Annotated in this window: 14 protein-coding genes; 2 read left to right on the forward strand and 12 right to left on the reverse strand. The window is 40.7% G+C overall.

Features of this window, described 5'->3' with window-relative positions; all coding sequences use genetic code 11:
• Positions 1-72: 72 nt before the first annotated feature.
• Together THMIRH_RS00245 and THMIRH_RS00250 are read right to left on the reverse strand one after the other, a co-directional pair.
• A complete protein-coding gene (locus THMIRH_RS00245) occupies positions 73-804 on the reverse strand; it encodes an MlaA family lipoprotein (RefSeq protein ID WP_173289602.1) in 732 nt (243 codons plus the stop codon).
• 40 nt (positions 805-844) lie between these two features.
• The gene (locus THMIRH_RS00250; protein WP_173289604.1) at positions 845-1,762 is read right to left on the reverse strand and encodes a hydrogen peroxide-inducible genes activator; all 918 of its coding nucleotides are present in this window, start codon (positions 1,760-1,762) and stop codon (positions 845-847) included.
• A gap of 304 nt (positions 1,763-2,066) precedes the next feature.
• On the opposite strand from THMIRH_RS00250, the gene THMIRH_RS00255 reads away from it, so the two are divergent.
• The gene (locus THMIRH_RS00255) at positions 2,067-2,633 is read left to right on the forward strand and encodes a nitroreductase family protein (RefSeq protein ID WP_173289606.1); all 567 of its coding nucleotides are present in this window, start codon (positions 2,067-2,069) and stop codon (positions 2,631-2,633) included.
• 4 nt (positions 2,634-2,637) lie between these two features.
• Here the strand turns inward: THMIRH_RS00255 and THMIRH_RS00260 are convergent, their stop codons facing one another.
• From THMIRH_RS00260 to THMIRH_RS00300, 9 genes are all read right to left on the reverse strand, one after another.
• Positions 2,638-4,593 (reverse strand): EAL domain-containing protein, encoded by a 1,956-nt coding sequence (locus THMIRH_RS00260; protein WP_173289608.1) that lies wholly within the window; start codon positions 4,591-4,593, stop codon positions 2,638-2,640.
• Between the two features lie 85 nt (positions 4,594-4,678).
• Entirely contained in the window at positions 4,679-5,620 is a 942-nt protein-coding gene (locus THMIRH_RS00265; protein WP_173289610.1) for a phosphate/phosphite/phosphonate ABC transporter substrate-binding protein, read from the reverse strand.
• Positions 5,621-5,635: 15 nt separating this feature from the next.
• Positions 5,636-5,974 (reverse strand): hypothetical protein, encoded by a 339-nt coding sequence (locus tag THMIRH_RS00270; protein ID WP_173289612.1) that lies wholly within the window; start codon positions 5,972-5,974, stop codon positions 5,636-5,638.
• Between the two features lie 121 nt (positions 5,975-6,095).
• Positions 6,096-8,114, reverse strand: coding sequence for a methyl-accepting chemotaxis protein (locus THMIRH_RS00275; RefSeq protein WP_173289614.1), 2,019 nt, complete (start codon positions 8,112-8,114; stop codon positions 6,096-6,098).
• An 18-nt stretch (positions 8,115-8,132) separates the two neighbouring features.
• Entirely contained in the window at positions 8,133-9,182 is a 1,050-nt protein-coding gene (locus THMIRH_RS00280; protein WP_173289616.1) for a cytochrome-c peroxidase, read from the reverse strand.
• Positions 9,183-9,396: 214 nt separating this feature from the next.
• Positions 9,397-11,043, reverse strand: a complete 1,647-nt coding sequence (locus tag THMIRH_RS00285; RefSeq protein WP_173289618.1) for an acetolactate synthase large subunit — start codon at positions 11,041-11,043, stop codon at positions 9,397-9,399.
• A 94-nt stretch (positions 11,044-11,137) separates the two neighbouring features.
• Positions 11,138-11,755 carry a thiol:disulfide interchange protein DsbA/DsbL gene (locus THMIRH_RS00290; RefSeq protein WP_173289620.1) on the reverse strand — a complete coding sequence of 206 codons (618 nt, stop codon included), beginning with the start codon at positions 11,753-11,755 and terminating at the stop codon, positions 11,138-11,140.
• 2 nt (positions 11,756-11,757) lie between these two features.
• Complete coding sequence (ccsB, locus tag THMIRH_RS00295; RefSeq protein WP_173289622.1) at positions 11,758-12,942, reverse strand: c-type cytochrome biogenesis protein CcsB; 1,185 nt, start codon at positions 12,940-12,942, stop codon at positions 11,758-11,760.
• Positions 12,939-14,981: a cytochrome c biogenesis protein ResB gene (locus tag THMIRH_RS00300; RefSeq protein WP_243831457.1), complete on the reverse strand. Its 2,043-nt coding sequence runs from the start codon at positions 14,979-14,981 to the stop codon at positions 12,939-12,941. Before THMIRH_RS00300 ends, ccsB begins: the two co-directional genes overlap by 4 nt.
• 242 nt (positions 14,982-15,223) lie before the next feature.
• Between THMIRH_RS00300 and yihA the strand changes: the two genes are divergently transcribed.
• Positions 15,224-15,850, forward strand: coding sequence for a ribosome biogenesis GTP-binding protein YihA/YsxC (yihA, locus tag THMIRH_RS00305; protein ID WP_173289624.1), 627 nt, complete (start codon positions 15,224-15,226; stop codon positions 15,848-15,850).
• Here yihA and THMIRH_RS00310 read toward each other — a convergent pair.
• Entirely contained in the window at positions 15,800-16,234 is a 435-nt protein-coding gene (locus THMIRH_RS00310; RefSeq protein WP_173289626.1) for a hypothetical protein, read from the reverse strand. The two genes, yihA and THMIRH_RS00310, sit on opposite strands and share 51 nt — an antisense overlap.
• Between the last annotated feature and the right edge of the window lie 248 nt (positions 16,235-16,482).

Raw genomic sequence — 16,482 nt, forward strand, 5'->3', positions numbered from 1 at the left:
TTTAAGTATTAAATCCAATTGCACAGATCTAATATTCAGTTGGTTAGTATTCATGCTTGAGTCACTGAAAAGTTATTCAAAATTAAAATCATCCAGTTTGGGTTGCGGTGCTTTCCCATCGTAAATGAGGTTGGTGCGATATTGCAAATAAGACTCTCTCATAAAAATATAAGGGTCGGGTTGTTGTTTCATTTCTGCCGTTAAATTTACGACTTTGGTGTAACTGATAAATTTATCACCCACAAAAAACGCAGCACGACCTGTTTGGTCAGTTTTAATAACATAGGGGTAGGTAGGGTCGTAACCACTGTCAATCAATCCACCAACCAGCTCTCTTGTTGTATAAGGCCCTATAAATGGAATCATCACAAAGGACGCTTCATTCCAAACACCCCAACGATATAAAGTTTGACCCAAATCTTCTTTCTGATGCACTAATCTGGCTGGGGTCGCAATATCTAATAATCCGCCTAATCCAAAAACCGTATTGATTGAAAAACGCATTAAACTGGTAAAACCCGCCTCACCTTTGCCTTGCAAAAAACTGTTGAGCATATTGATGGGTTCTTTCAAATTTGAAAAAAAGTTATCAAGCCCCGTTTTAGCAGGATCTGGCACATAATTGATATAAGCTTTGGCAACCGGTTCGCCAATTAAATCATTAAACCCCACATTAAAATCATAGATCGTTCGATTATAGCTTTCGAAAGGATCCTGAGAATTCATGGGTTTAGATTCTGCCGCAAAGTTTGGCAAACTGACCAAACTGCTAAATATCATTAAATTAATTTGTAAAAATTTCATTTTAGGTTCTTTTTATCTAAAAGTTAAATTGTCGTCTGAATTAAGGTTCAAGTACAGCACAATGAAAATTTATTTTTTGAATTGATTGTTTTAACGATTCAATTAATTCTTTTCTAGGGAAGGTTTTGCGCCAAGCCATAATGACTGTGCGATTAGGGACTGGGTCGGTTAAGGGTTTAAAAGTGAGCAGATCATTTTGTTGATTTTGCACAGATGAACAGGGAAGTACGGTTATGCCAGCACCTGATGCTACCATATAACGAATGGTTTCTAGTGAGCTGCCTTCTAAAGTCTTTTGCCAATTATCGCTGTGATAATTCATGTGAATTAAATTAGGGTAAGCCTCGGTTACCTGATCTCTAAAACAATGACCAGAGCCTAAGAGCAAAAAAGTTTCATTGGTGATTTTTTCTAAAGACACTCGGTCATGTTTGGCTAAGGGATGTTGATTGGGTAAAGCTGCCACAAAGTCTTCGGTATAAAGTTCTAAGGTTTCGATATTGGGCTCATGAAAGGGTAAGGAAATAAACATGACATCTATCTCACCCTGTTGTAATTTTTGCGCTAAAACATGGGTATAGTTCTCTTCAACTATTAAATGGGTTTTGGGAGAAATCTCATGAAATATGGGAATCAGTTTTGGCAGTAAATAAGGGCCTACGGTATAAATGGCGCCTATTTTGAGTTCTGTTTGGCTTTTATTTTCATTACTGGCTAAGAGTTTAATTTGTTTGCTGGTATTTAAAATTTCATTGGCTAAGAAAACAATTTTTTCACCGATTGGGGTCACCAACACTTCGTTTTTTTTTCTTTCAAACAGGGTGACTTCTAATTCATCTTCAATTTTTTTAATCGCAACGCTTAAAGTGGGTTGGCTGATAAAACAAACTTCAGCAGCTTTTTTAAATTGTTTTTCTTTAGCTAAGGCACAAATATATTTCAATTCATTGAGCGTCATTTTTTAAACAAGCCTTTTTTTGAAGGAGAAAAGTTATCCCTATAGTATTATTTATTTTATATAGATTCTTTTGTTTTTATTGTTATTACTGAAGCTTTTTTGCGTTGATAAGTCATTTTTTAGTTTATTTATTAAACAGTTAGCTTGTTATTAAAAGCAGAATAACCCCACAAATAACCCCTTGTTTTGCATGTGGGTAGTTTGTGCATAAAATTGGCTTGCCGAAAATACTCACATTTTATGCACATTTCTTCACAGGTTTTCATTAGACTTATACGCGATTAAAAAAGAAGTTAGAGGTCTTATGTCTATCGCAGCTGTCATTAAAAATCGTCGCACCACCTATCAATTTACTAACGAAAAAGTGCCGCAAGAAATCCTTAATCAATGCCTTGAAGCAGCCATTTGGGCACCCAACCACAAAATGCGACAACCTTGGTTGTTTTGGCAATTAGGTGAGGTCAGTCAAGCTTGGCTGGCGCAAATTTATGCCGAACATCGCGCCTCTAAAAAGGTTAGCCAACAAGACCCAGAATGGACTTGTTTATATGACAAAGCTGTTCAAAAATTTCAACGCATTCCCCAAGTGATATTGGTGGGGCAAAAATTGGTTGAGCATCCTGTGGATGTGATGGAAGACTATGCGGCTTGTGCCTGTGCCATTCAAAATTTTCAATTGATGGCAACTGAATGTCAACTGGGCGTGCAATGGAGCACTGGCCCAGTGATTGGTGATGATCGTGTTTATCAGTATTTAAACCTCGATAAAACGCAAACCAAGCTGATTGCAGCGCTTTATATGGGTTTTCCAGACTGTGAGGTGACTTCGGTAAGAAAGTCTGTTGAAGCCTCTTTAATTCAGCTAGATTAAGCAATCAAATATGATGGATTTTGCGGGCGTATTCCAAGAACTGTTGTGGCTCTAAGGGTTTAGAAAATAAAAATCCTTGGCACATTTGGCAATCGTGCGCCAATAAAAAGGTTTTTTGTTCTTGGGTTTCAACCCCTTCTGCTATAACGCTCATCGACAAGTTATGGGTTAAATTGATAATGGTTTTGGCAATGGCGGCGGGTTTTTCATTGTCTGGTAAACCATCCACAAAACTTTTATCAATTTTAAGCTGGTCAATCGGTAGGTTTTTTAAATAACTCAGTGATGAAAAACCGGTGCCAAAATCATCCAACGAAATTTTAAAACCAATCATTTTGAGTTGATTTAAGATTTTGGTGGTTTCTTCTAGATCATTTAAAAAGATACCTTCGGTAATTTCGAATTTAATTTGGTAAGGCACAATTTCATATTTTTTAATGGCCTCTTTCAAAAACGCCACCAGGTTTTTTTCAAAAAAGTGAATTGGACTGAGGTTAATTGAAATCACCAGATGGTTGATGTGATTTTTTTGAATAAACTCAAACACACTGGCAATCAACCAATTCGAAATCGGAATAATGGTTTGGTTGTCTTCTGCAATGGGTATAAATACCGCAGGACTGACCAGTTCGCCTTTTTTATACCAGCGCAATAAAACCTCACCACCGGTGGTTTTACCCGTTTCCATATGCACTTGAGGTTGGATTACCCAATGCAACTCATCTTTAATCAGGGCATTTTTTAAGGCATCATCTAACAAACTTTTGTATTTAATTTCGACTTCCATATTTTCTTCAAAAAATTGAATTTGGTTTTTACCCAATTCTTTAGATTTGAATAAAGCGATGTCCGCCTGTTTTAAAAGCTCATTAGCGCTGTAATTTTCACCATCAAATACCGTCACCCCAATTGAAAAATAGCTGTTGTAAATTAAGTTTTTCAATACATAGGGTTCGTTTAAATTTAATAATAAATTAGCGGTCATATTGGATAACAGCGAAAAGTTATTTTGATTACTTAAATTATTAAAAATAATTAAAAATTCATCACCCCCAAATCTAAAACTCACATCAGTTGGTTTTAAAAAATGCTGAATGCGTTTGGCAATTTCAACCAACAACAAATCCCCTTGATCGTGACCATAGGTATCGTTTAAATGTTTAAAGCGGCTGATATCTATAAAAACCAGTCCAGCGCTTTGGTAGTTTTTGGCGTTATTGGCCTGTGTTTTATGAATTTCTTTTTCAAAGTTAGAACGGTTATATAAGCCTGTTAGCGCATCTTTGTGGGCAATATCTTCAATTTGCGCAAATTGCTGCTGGATTTTGGATTCCATTTGATTGAAGTTGTTCATCAAATCCCCAATCTCATCATTTTTAATATTATTGAAAATGGCATTGGTTTGTTGTGGATTGGATTTTTTAGTGGCTTGAATAATGTGATTAATGCGTAAGGTTAAACTGTTACCCAATAACCAGGCAATCAATGAACCAATCAAAATGGCCAAAAATGCATAAATAAATCCTTCGCGGGTAATTACTTGTAAGTTTTGATGTAAATCTTGGTTGTTGATAGCCACCCTAGCCCAAGCCAGATTATTGTTTTTAATACTGATTTGAGAAGCCACATCAATAATTTGTTCGTTATTTAATACAATGGTTTGGGGTTGGGTAGACCCTAAAAAATCAATGCTGGTTTGGTCAGATAAATAAAGCCCTACTTTTGTTTTATCGGTATGCGCCAAGATTTTACCTTGAATATTTACAATCATGGCATAGGCTAAATTGGGATGATTTTTTTGGGTTTGTAAAATCCCCTCTAACCCAGCTAGGTTGCTGGATAAGGTCCATTCTAAACTATTGTAGGCCAGGGTTTTAGATAGGGTAAGCGCGTGTTCAGTGGCTTGTTTTAATAAGAACTTGCGTTCCTTTGACACCATATCAAATATAAAAACACTCATCAGCAAAGCGTTTACCAAGGCAATGCTTAATATAAGTTTGTATTTAATAGAGTTGGGCCAAAGCCACTGAAAAATAGTCAAAAGGTTAATCTCTGCTGGTTTTATCTAAAAGCGAATTATCGCCCAGGGTTTTTCTAAACTTTTCTATAAAATCTGCCACAGGTGCATAGGTTTCATTATTGGCTTGGTAAATTTTTTGCAGATTCATTCTTTCTAAAAGAGCCTCACCTTCTGGTGTTTGGTCTAGGTTGGCTAATAAGTGTTGTACCCTTAAAGCCAATTCGGCTGGCACTGTAACCGTGTGGTACATAAAACTATTATTAGGCAAAGTATCGGTTTCTGCAAAAATTTCTAATTGATTGGCTATCTCTGGCTGCTGTTTTTCAAGTTCTAACCAAGGCACTGGCCAGGTGGCTGAAGCAATGGTTTGTCCGGTATAAACATTTAAAATACTAGACTCCTGTGAGCCTACATAGAGTGTTTTGGTGTCATTTTGAATATCTAATCCATGAGTGACTAGGTAGTATTGCGGCATCATGGTTGCAGCCAAAGCCGTGGGTGCAGGGTAGGCAATCGATTTGCCTTTTAGCTGATTAATATCGGTAATATTTTGGTCTTTTCTGACCAAAATAATGCCTTTAAATAAATCATTTGACCCCATTTGATTAATCACTTTGTAGCGTTTTTTAATGGCATTTAAAGTTTGATAGGGATTTGGCAGTAAAAAATCTAAGGATTCCTTGGCAATTTTTTGGTCATAACTGGGGTAATCTTTAGAGGCTTGAATACGGAATTGGGCGTTACTAATGTGTTGTGTTAAATAATCGGCTAAAGGATTAAACACTTCATAAAGTTTGCTGGGATTATGAAGCGGATGAACGCCAATAATATAAGTTTTGGTGATTTGATTGATGGGGGTTTGGCTGTATTGTGGCTGATAAGGTGGCAATTCATCGCCACAGCCCACTAAACCGAGCAGCAGGATAAATGGGAACAGCCATTTTAAGTAAAGCACCCTACTGACCATCCATGTCTCCAAAGTTTAAAAATTTAAGGTTTCTTCTTCGCTGATAAAATTAGCGTTAAACCCTAAAGATTGTCTCACCGAGCGTTTAAATAACAGTTTGTTTTGTACGGGTAAAGGTAAATCAGTAAATCGAATGAGGTTTTTCGCCATCATTAAATCCAACATATCTTCGATCACCCGCACCATATCCAAATCGAGTTTTTCTAAAATCTTTTTAACCAAGGCATCATTTTGAGCATTGTCTAAAAACATTTTTAATTCAGGATCAAACAAATTCACTTCTTCTAACCCATCAGCGGGACTGAAATAAATATTGGCAATCGACCCTTCAGCAGAACGCTTGATATAAATCATACTGAATTTCTCTTATTTTTATATGCAATTCTACATAAAAAATAACCAGGCCTGGTTAAAAAAACCGCTAAAAATTGATTTTTAGGCGGTTTTTAAAGGATTTTTAAATAGGTTTAAAAAATTAAAGCTTAAATGCTTTAACCACCTGTTCCAAATTTTGAGCCGATTCTGATACCGCATTGATTTGTTGTACGGTGCGCTGAATCATTTGCGTGTTGTGTTGACTGATATTTTCAGCCTGAGAGACCGCTTGGGTAATGTTTTGCGCCGATTGACTTTGTTCAATACTGGCTTGGTTAATGGAATTGACCGATTGCTGGAGCGTTTCGACTTTTTGTTTAACCTGTTCTAAAGAGTGATTGACATGGTTAACCAACTCTACCCCATTATTGACCTTTTCATTAGAGTTAGAAATAAGCGTTGATATTTCTTTCGCCGCATCTGCCGACTTACCAGCCAGATTTCTCACCTCGCCGGCAACCACGGCAAACCCTCTGCCCTGTTCGCCCGCTCTAGCCGCTTCTACCGCAGCGTTAAGCGCCAAAAGATTGGTTTGGAAAGCAATGCTGTCAATCAGATTAATAATATCGACAATTTTGCCTGATGATTCTTTTATGTCATCCATTGCTGACACCATGCGTTGCATCACCGCCATCCCTTCATTTAAAGCGGTGACCTGCTCATCGGTAATTTGGGTGGCTTTGCTGGTGTTTTGGGTGTTAGAGCGAATTTTGTCGGTGGTGTCTTCCACGGCTTGTAAAGTGCTGTGCAGGGTTTGAGATTGTTGATTGGAGCTTTGTTCTACCGATTCAGAATCTTCACGCACCTGAACAATTTGTTGCTGAATATGGGTTGAAGCCTGAGAGACTTCGCTGATTAATCTGGCTAAATTATCCAAGGAACCATTTAAAGAGGTTTTAACTTGGTTGAGTTCACCCTCATAGTGACCTTTAATTTTTACCGACAAGTTTCCTTGCGCCAAGTTGTCAGACACTGTGCCCATTTCTTTCATATAAGCTTGTAGTCTATCTAAAGTGGCATGCACACTGTCTTTAAGTTTGCTTAGGTCACCTTCAAAACCTTCAATGGGTAAGCGTTCGCCAAAATTCCCTTTGGCCACTTGCGCCATTAAAGAGCTCACAGCCATAACCGCTACATTGAGTTTTTGGCTGGTTTCTTCGGTCACTTTTTGTTGTTTAGCCACTTGCGCTTGGGCGGCTTCTGCTTCAATGACTTTGCTGTCGGCAATGGCTTTTTGTTGGTCCAGTTCATTGAGTTTGATTTCTAAATCGACACTGGCTGCATGCGCTTTGCGCGAGGCTTGGCGAATTTGCAGCATCAAAATGGCCACCAACACCAACATGGCAATCACCAAAACAATCAGCGTGTTAGACAGAGTTTCGATGAAACGGTTAACTTTAAAATATTCACCACTGTAAAACTCACGCGAGTCTTTGATGGCTTTTTCAATATTGGAAGAGCTGATGTTGTCTAAAATTTTATGGACTTTGGGTTGATACTCCATAATCAGACTGATGTGGGTTTTAAGAATGGTGTAATCAGATTCTGAAATGTTTTGCTTATAGCGTTTAATGCTGTTGAGTGTTACAAAAATATCTTGGGTTTTGACCGCTTCGTTACCCGACATATATTGAAACATTTGCGCCTCTAAATAGGCTAACAATTGTTTCATCAGCATGTTTTGTTCGGAAACTTTATGAATTCGAATCAACTCGGGTAAATAAGCTCTTGAGTTGCTCAGTAAAGAGTTGGCACGCATAAACTCCAAAACATAAGTATCGAGTTGGTTAGCGTCTTTAATGACTTCATTATTTTTTTCTAATAAAACTTGTTTTGCACGCGCATCCAAAAACTCGGGAACATAAACTAAAGCATTAGAATAACGCTTAAGTTTTACTAAGTTGGCTTGTAAGAAATCATAGTGCCCTACGCCACCGCGCCCAGATTTGAAAGCATTTTCAGAGGTTCTTAAAAAGTAGTTTTCCAACTTAGAATAACCATTCATATAGGCTTCATGGTGGGTTTCATTGATGTTGGGTTTTATGGCAATAATGCTGATGACCCCAATAATAATGGCGACAATTAAAGTCATTAACAGAGTGTTTGCAGTGTTTTTCATAGGAAGACCTTAAGCGCGTTATTCTTTAGGAGGCAGCATGGCTTGAGTTTCAAGCTTGCCTGTCAGAGAGGTTAAGAAATCTGCAATTAATGCACGATCTTTATCCGGAATTTTACGACCCAATTGATTAAGTCCCATAATTTTGATGGCGTCATCCAAAGTTTTAGCACCGGCATTGTGAAAGTAAGGTCCAGTAACTTCAATATTGCGCAGCGAGGGCACTTTAAATACATTTTTATCGGTTTCTTTTTTCGTTAAGTTAAACAGACCTTTGTCGACTTGTCTTTCGTTCTTTTCAGAGAAGTAAGCTTCTAGAGCGCCAAATTTTTGCATCATATTGCCGCCAAAATTCACGCCCTGGTGGCAAGCCACACAGCCATAACTTTGAAACAATTGATAACCTTTGGCTTGATTAGCGCTCAGGGCATTGTCATTCCCTTTTAAATAAGCGTCAATCGGTGCGGGTGTAATCAGGCTTCGTTCAAATTCGGCAATGGCATCTGTGATGGTATAAACCGAAATGCCTTGTTCTGGATAGAGATTGCCAAATAGGTTTTGATAGGTTTTAACCGCTTGAATATTCTTAACCACCTGTGGCCATTCTGCGCCCATTTCGCCAGGGTTGGCAACAGGGCCTTCGGCTTGGTTTCTGAGGTTGGCAGCACGACCATCCCAAAATTGTTTAAAGTTAAAACCAGAATTCAAAACGGTTGGGGTATTAATTGGGCCCAGTTGACCATTTATACCTAAGGCGACCGGCATATTATCGTCACCGCCTATGGCCAGTCCGTGACAGCTTGCACAGGTTAGTTTGCCATTACCCGATAAACGGGTATCGTGATACAGCATATTGCCCAGAGCAACTTTTTCGGAATTTAAGTTAAGGTCTTTTAAATCAGGAAGGGGTTGGTTGTATTTGGTTCTGGCGGTATTGACCGCATAGGTCATTAAATAGGGTTCTTCGGCAGTTTTTTGGTAATCAACAAATGCGGATTCTGTTTTTTGACAACTGATGAGTCCTTGCATGGCTAAAAGAACCACACCAACTCTGAATAGCGGGTATTTCATGCTGAATTTCCTTGTTTTATACACGACTATTCATTATAGCTAAGCTATTCATGATTTAGTAATCCTCTTCATTAATCTTCTTTATCAAACAACTCAATAAAGTTTAAGGTTGATAGATTATAAAAAGGCAGAAAAAAAGGAAAACAGCCAACAACTAGGGCATTGGCTGGATAAAACGATTCATTAAAATAAGGGAATAATGATATTGATTGCGTTAATCTTCAATTTCAGACAGTACATTGCCAAGCAATTTAGTGAGCTGATCATTCTCTGAATAATCCACTGGGCAATCAATCACGGTGACGGTATTGGCCTTAAGTGCTTTTTGCAATTCAGGTAACAGTTGCTTAGCTTCGGTGATGCGCACACCGATGGCACCAAACGATTGTGCGTAGGTTACAAAGTCGGGATTTTTAAAATCTATAAAAGCGGAGCGACCAAAACGGCGTTTTTGTTTCCATTCAATCAGCCCATATTGGCTGTCATTCCAAATCAAAATCACTATCGGTGTTTGGCAACGCAAGGCGGTTTCAATTTCTTGTGAGTTCATCATAAACCCTGCGTCACCGGTGACTGCGACCACGCCTTTGTCAGGGTAAGCCAGTTTGGCAGCCACCGCACCTGGCACAGCGATGCCCATGCCGGCAAAACCGTTGGAAATAATGCAGGTATTGGGTTCATCACATCTAAAAAGGCGCGCCATCCACATTTTATGCGCCCCAACATCGCTGATGGCAATGTCGGCTTTTTTCATGGCAGTGCGCAAATCCCAAATAATTTTTTGCGGTAACATCGGCCATGCATCACTGTTAGCGCAACGATTCATTTCTGCAATCATGGCATCCCGCAACGGGAACTCTGTAAAAGAGGGCGCAATGGGCTCTTCAATCATCTCGCCTAAGGCAACCAAATTGCGTCCAATATTGCCGATCAATTCCACCGCGGGAATATAGCTGTTGTCCACCTCGGATTTTTTGGTGTCTATGTGAATAATGGTGTGCGAGCGACTCGGGTTCCATAAATGTGGGTGATATTCCACCATATCAAAGCCCACGCAAATCACCACATCAGCTTGTTTAAAACCGCCATTTTCATAGTCGCCCTTTTGCAAACCTGCGGTGCCCATGGCCATCGAGTTTTTAAAGAAAGGGATAATGCCCTTGGCCATAAAAGTATTCACCACCGGAATCGCATGGCGTTGGGTAAAGGCCAAAATATCTTCACGGGCATGAGCGCGCACGGCGCCATTACCCGCCAATATCAATGGATATTTGGCATTTTTAATCAGGTCGGCGGCTTGTTTAAGGAGGTCAGCGTCTGCCATGGTGAGTCGATTAGCACTGGTGGGTAACGGCAGTTCATCCGAATCCATTTCCGCAATATTTTCGGGGAAGTCGATAAAGGTAGCACCGGGTTTTTCGGCTTCGGCGAGTTTAAAGGCTTTACGCACCACTTCAGGAATGGTTTCGGGTTCGAGAATTTGGGTGGCGTATTTGGTGATGGGTTTGAACATACTCACCAAATCGACCACCTGATGCGACTCTTTGTGCAAGCGCGTGGTGGCCGCTTGTCCGGCAATGGCCACCAAAGGGGCATTGTCCATATTGGCATCAGCCACACCGGTGACCAAATTGGTGGCACCTGGGCCTAGGGTTGACATACACACGCCCGCTTTACCAGTTAAACGCCCGTAAACATCCGCCATAAAGGCCGCGCCCTGTTCGTGACGGGTGGTGATGAATTGAATGTTAGAGTCTAAGAGGGCATCCATAATGTCGAGATTTTCCTCACCAGGAATCCCAAAAATATATTCGACCCCTTCATTTTCTAAACATTTCACAAACAATTTGGCAGCTTTCATAGCAGACTCTCAATCAGCCCCAAAAGGCTTTAAATTTAAACAAAAAATGACCAGGCCTGGTCATTTTTGGGAGGTTTTTGAACAAAATTTAGGTTTATTGTTCGGTTAAATGATTCACTAAAGTCCACAATTTATCACGACTACCTGCCGTGCCAACATCGGTGCGATATTTACCATTCACAACCACCGCTGGCACCCCATCTATTCCAGAACGGGCAGTAATGTCTTGGGCACGGCGCAGATATTGTTCCACTTTAAAGCTGTCAAAAGTATCTTTAAAATCTTGTTCTTTAACGCCAAATTGGGTAAAAAACTTGGCAATGCTGTCAACATCAAACAGTTTTTTGTGGTCACGATGTAAGGCATCAAAATAAGCACGATGGGATTTTTCTAACACGCCTAAAACTTTGGCAGTGTAAAACACCTTGGCCATAAAAATCCAGTTAGGGCTGTTAAACACCGCAGGCACCTGTTCAAAATTGACATCGGCAGGTTTGGTTTTTACCCAAGCTTCTAGGCTGTCTTCTAGATGATAGCAGTGCGGACAATGGTAGCCAAAAATCTCAATCACCGACTTTTTGGCGGGGGCAATATCAATGGGCATATCGGTTTTACGATATTCTGTGCCTTCTTGATAACCCAAATTATCCGCTGCTTGAGCAAAGCCCGCAAAGAAAACCGATAAAAATACAATCGAGAGTAACTTTTTCATGATCAAAGTGTTCCGTAAGAATGTAAACCGGATAAGAACATATTTACCCCTAAGAACGCAAAGGTGGTAATGAGTAGACCCACAAATGCCCACCAAGCCATAGGCGTGCCACGCCAGCCTTTAGACATTCTAATGTGTAACCAAGCCGCATAGTTTAACCAAACAATCAACGCCCAAGTTTCTTTAGGGTCCCAAGACCAGTAACCGCCCCAAGCTTCGGCTGCCCACATAGCGCCTAACACGGTCGCAATGGTGAAGAAGGCAAAACCCAGCGCAATGGATTTGTACATCAAGTCATCCATTTTTTCCAAAGTAGGCATTTTGGTTAGGAAAGCGCTATTGGGGTTGGTGCGTTTTACCTTGTCGGTAATTAAGTAAGCAACCCCCACCATGGCAGCGATTGAGAAGGTGCCATAACCCACAAAGTTAGCAGGCACATGTATTTTCATCCAATAGCTTTTCAATGCAGGCACTAAAGGTTGAATCACATGAGCGCCCTTATCAAAGGTGTACCAAAGAATAAAAGCCACGGCCGCACTGATTACCAGTAACACAAATCCACCCATGGCACGGGTGTTCATTTTTTGTTCGTAGTACAAGTATAGTAGGGCGGTGATGACCACAAACAACACAAACACTTCATACAAGCTGCTCACCGGAATATGGCCATAATCAAAGTTGATTAAATAAGACTCTCTCCAACGCACCAGCATGCCAACTAAGCCAAATACAGAAGCCGCCCAGGTGAGGGTGGTAGCGACTTTCCCTGTGTATTCAGAACCTTGATATAGGGCCAAGAAATAGGTCGCTGTGGCCAATACAAAAAGGGCATTCATCCACATAATTGCCGATTGGCTAGACACTAAAAACTTTAAGAAAAAAGCGGTTTCATTGGCAGTAATTTGATTGTTATGACTACTGTAAGTCCAAAGGGCTAACAAAGTCAGGCCGGCTACCCAATACATCAGCGGTTGAATACTGGTCCACATTCTACCTAAAGCGATTAAGCCAATGCCTGTACCAATCAAAATACCCACTTCATAAATATCCATATACTGACGATAGTCAATCCAAGCCACAAATGTGGCGATGGCTACCAGAAGAATCCACAGCCCATCCTTGATTGAGATGGGTAGTGGCTTTTTGCTCACTCCCTGAGCGTCTAGCGTTGGATTAGTTGAACTCATGATGCACTCCCTGAGTGGTTAGTTTTGGGTGAAAATTGGGTTTGATATAACTCGACCAAGTTTTGAAATTCCACAGCGGTTTCAGGTAAATCTTTGGTGTCTTTGGCGGCCAGCGTTACTTCTTTGGTGATGCTTGAAAAGGCTATCCAAACCCGCTTTTGACGCACATAGAACAAGAAGAACACCCCAATAATAAGTAGGGTGCTACCAAAATACACCACATCTTTCCCTGGTGACTTAGTGATTTGTAAACCCGTGGACTGAATTTGCTTAAAGGATTTCATTTCAACATACATCGGTGGGCCATAATTAGGCAAACCACTGATGGCGGTAATGGCATCTTCAAACCATTTTTGGTCAAACTCATTCACCTCAACAGTCTCTTCGGTTTTGTTATATTCTTTGGCCAAAATATCCACATACAAAGTCTGCAACGCCATACTGGCTTGCGCAAAATAAAACTCAGATACTTTTTGCTGTTCTTCTTTAGGGACGGTTTTTTCAATAAAATCATTGATACCGTTAAAGCCTCTTTGGCGGAACAGGGTGGTGAGCTGTTGCATTAAACGCAGTTGTAGCTCATAAGTTTTATCATCAACGCCAGCTTCTTGTGGCAGGGCTTGTTTAAAAACAGACACCATTTCATTGCTGTTGTTCATTAAAGCCAAAAACTTAAAGAAACGCGCTTTGGTTTTTTTGACATCCGCCGGAATAAATAAATAACGGAAAGGTTCAGCTGGGGTATTACGCATACCCGTCATAAAAAACCATCGGCCATCTTGTAGGTTGGGCGACATATAGTTTTCATATTCCCAGGCCTTACCTTTTTCATCGCGCACTTTAAAAATGATGGTCGGCCCATTGTTATGCACTTTTTTACCGGTTTCAGCCTGTTCTTCTTCAGTGGTGGGGACGATGTTAAACATTTTAAAATCGTTTAATTCCAACTTAAATTTGCCCACTGGCGTATTTAAAGGCTCAATACGATCGACCGCTGTGTCTAGGGTTAAAGGGTTTTCGGTGGGTGACATGAGCGGATGCACTTGCAAATTAAGCAAAGAACCACCGTCGCCAAACGAAGACTGGTAAATGGCATAGTTTTTATAATACAGAGGGTGGTTGACCGCTATGGTGGTTTCAATGGGTGCTTCTAAGTCGGGTGCTTTTAAAATAATGTCCGATTCGAAAGACTTAGGCATACCCGTGTCGTAATGTTCAATACGGAAGTCTTTTACGGTGATTTCGAAAGGCAGTTTTTGCACTAAAAATCCGCGTTCATAAGGCAAAAATAACACATCGGACTTACGACCCTCAGGGATATTAACCGAACCACGGAAAGAGAAGTTTTCTGGGCCTAACCAAGATTGTTGGGGAATTTTATCTAAGCCGACCACACGGGTTTCTGGCGCTAAATCACCGGTTAATTCACGATATTTCAACAGTAGATTACTGTCTAGCAAACCGCCTAAACAAATAATAATAATAGAAATATGGGTAAAAAAGTAACCTAAGCGATTCCAACGACCCTTCATCCCCGCAACGGTAATGCCGTCTTCTCGGGTGTGAATTTTGGTTTTATAACCTTGTGACTCTAAAAGCGATTTTACACCCTGCGCATCAAAAGATTCGCCAGGCAAACTGGTGTGATGAGGCTGATGTTTGTAGGCGTTGATGGATAGGGTTTCGCCAAACTTTTTAATGTCTTGCCAAAAAGTAGGGGTGTTGCGGGTTACACAAGTGGCGGTAGACACCAACAAAAACAACAAAACCAACACAAACCAAGCTGCGCCATAAACATGAAATAACCCCAAGCTATCAAAAACTTGAGTCCAAAAGGGGCCAAATTTGATGATGTAGTCTTGAAAATTCTCATTTTGTTTAAGAATGGTGCCAATAATGGATGCAATCGCCAACATCATTAACAGCGTCACCGCCAAGTTCATAGAGCCTAAAAACTGCACAAAAGGGCTGTTGCTTTTGGGCGCCTTAGCAGGCGTTTCGGGCATTTGAGAAGTGGGCGTGTTTTGGTTGGTTGCCATAGCTTTAGTTTCTACTGTGTTGATATTTAAGCGCATCCATTGCGCAGAAAATTTAGGGCCGAAAAAAGATTGTAAAGTATAACCTCAAAGCAAAGATTGATAAAGGATGAAACCCAATACCTGAGTCAATTAATAGGTTATTAGTGTAACAAAGTTTTAGACAGGGTGTGTGTGGTATAATTTGCGCCATTATTTTTACAGTCACAACAATACGTTAGCTCAAGTTAACAATGGATTCCGTCATGCAACACCCGCTATTTCAACAAGCCACCTATTTAAAATCTGCCCCAAACCTGGGTTCTTGCCCAGAAGATGTGGGTTACGAAGTGGCCTTTGCTGGGCGTTCTAATGCCGGAAAATCCAGCGCTTTAAATGTGATTACCTCACAAAAATCCCTAGCCAGAACCAGTAAAACGCCTGGTCGCACCCAGTTGATTAACTTTTTTACCTGCGATGAAGAGCGCAGCTTGGTGGATTTACCGGGTTATGGTTTTGCCAAAGTGAACATTAATGTTAAAAAAGCTTGGGAAGCGGGCTTGGCAGAATACATTGAAAAACGCACCGCGTTGAAAGGATTAATCTTATTGATGGATTGTCGACTGCCGCCGACTGACATAGATATAGTGATGTTAGATTGGACTAAAGCGCTCGATTTACCGGTGCATGTGTTACTGACCAAAGCCGATAAACTCAGTAAAAATCAAGCACAAGCCAGCCTATTTAAATTGCAAGCGATGCTTAAAGAACAATATCCACATGCCACTGCCCAGCTGTTTTCATCGTTAAAACGCCAAGGATTAGACCAGGCCTGGGCAAAATTAGAGGGCTGGATGAATTATGAACGCCCTGTTAAAGTCAAAGCAGACTAAATAGTACCCCAAGGTTTTTAATTTAACAGGGTAAGGATTGCGACGGAAAGGGGCGAAGGCTTTAGCCTTCTTCTTTAAAAGTTGCGCGCTTATCAGCAGGCTAAAGCCTGCGCCCCAGGTTTTGCGACTTAAACGGGCGAAGGCTTCAGCCTTCTTCTTTAAAAGTTGCACAAATTTCAGCAGACTAAAGTCTGCGCCCCAGGTTTTGCGACTTAAAGGGGCGAAGGCTTCAGCCTTCTTCTTTAAAACTTGCACAAATCTTGGCAGGCTAAAGCCTGCGCCCCAAGTATTGCGACTTAAAGGGGCGAAGGCTTCAGCCTTCCTCTTTAAAACTTGCACAAATCTTGGCAGGCTAAAGCCTGCGCCCCAGGTTTTACGACTCAAAGGGGCAAAGGCTTTAGCCTTCTTTTTTCAAAGTTGCACAAATTTCAGCAGGCTAAAGCCTGCGCCCCAGGTTTTACGACTCAAAGAGGCAAAGGCTTCAGCCTTCTTTTTTCAAACTAGCACAATTCTTGGCAGGCTAAAGCCTGCGCCCCAGGTTTTGCGACTTAAAGGGGCGAAGGCTTCAGCCTTCTTTTTTCAAACTTGCACAAATTTCAGCAGACTAAAGTCTGCGCTCAGGTTTTAACTTA

The sequence above is a fragment of the Thiosulfativibrio zosterae genome, from assembly GCF_011398155.1.
Classification (GTDB): Bacteria; Pseudomonadota; Gammaproteobacteria; order Thiomicrospirales; family Thiomicrospiraceae; genus Thiosulfativibrio; species Thiosulfativibrio zosterae.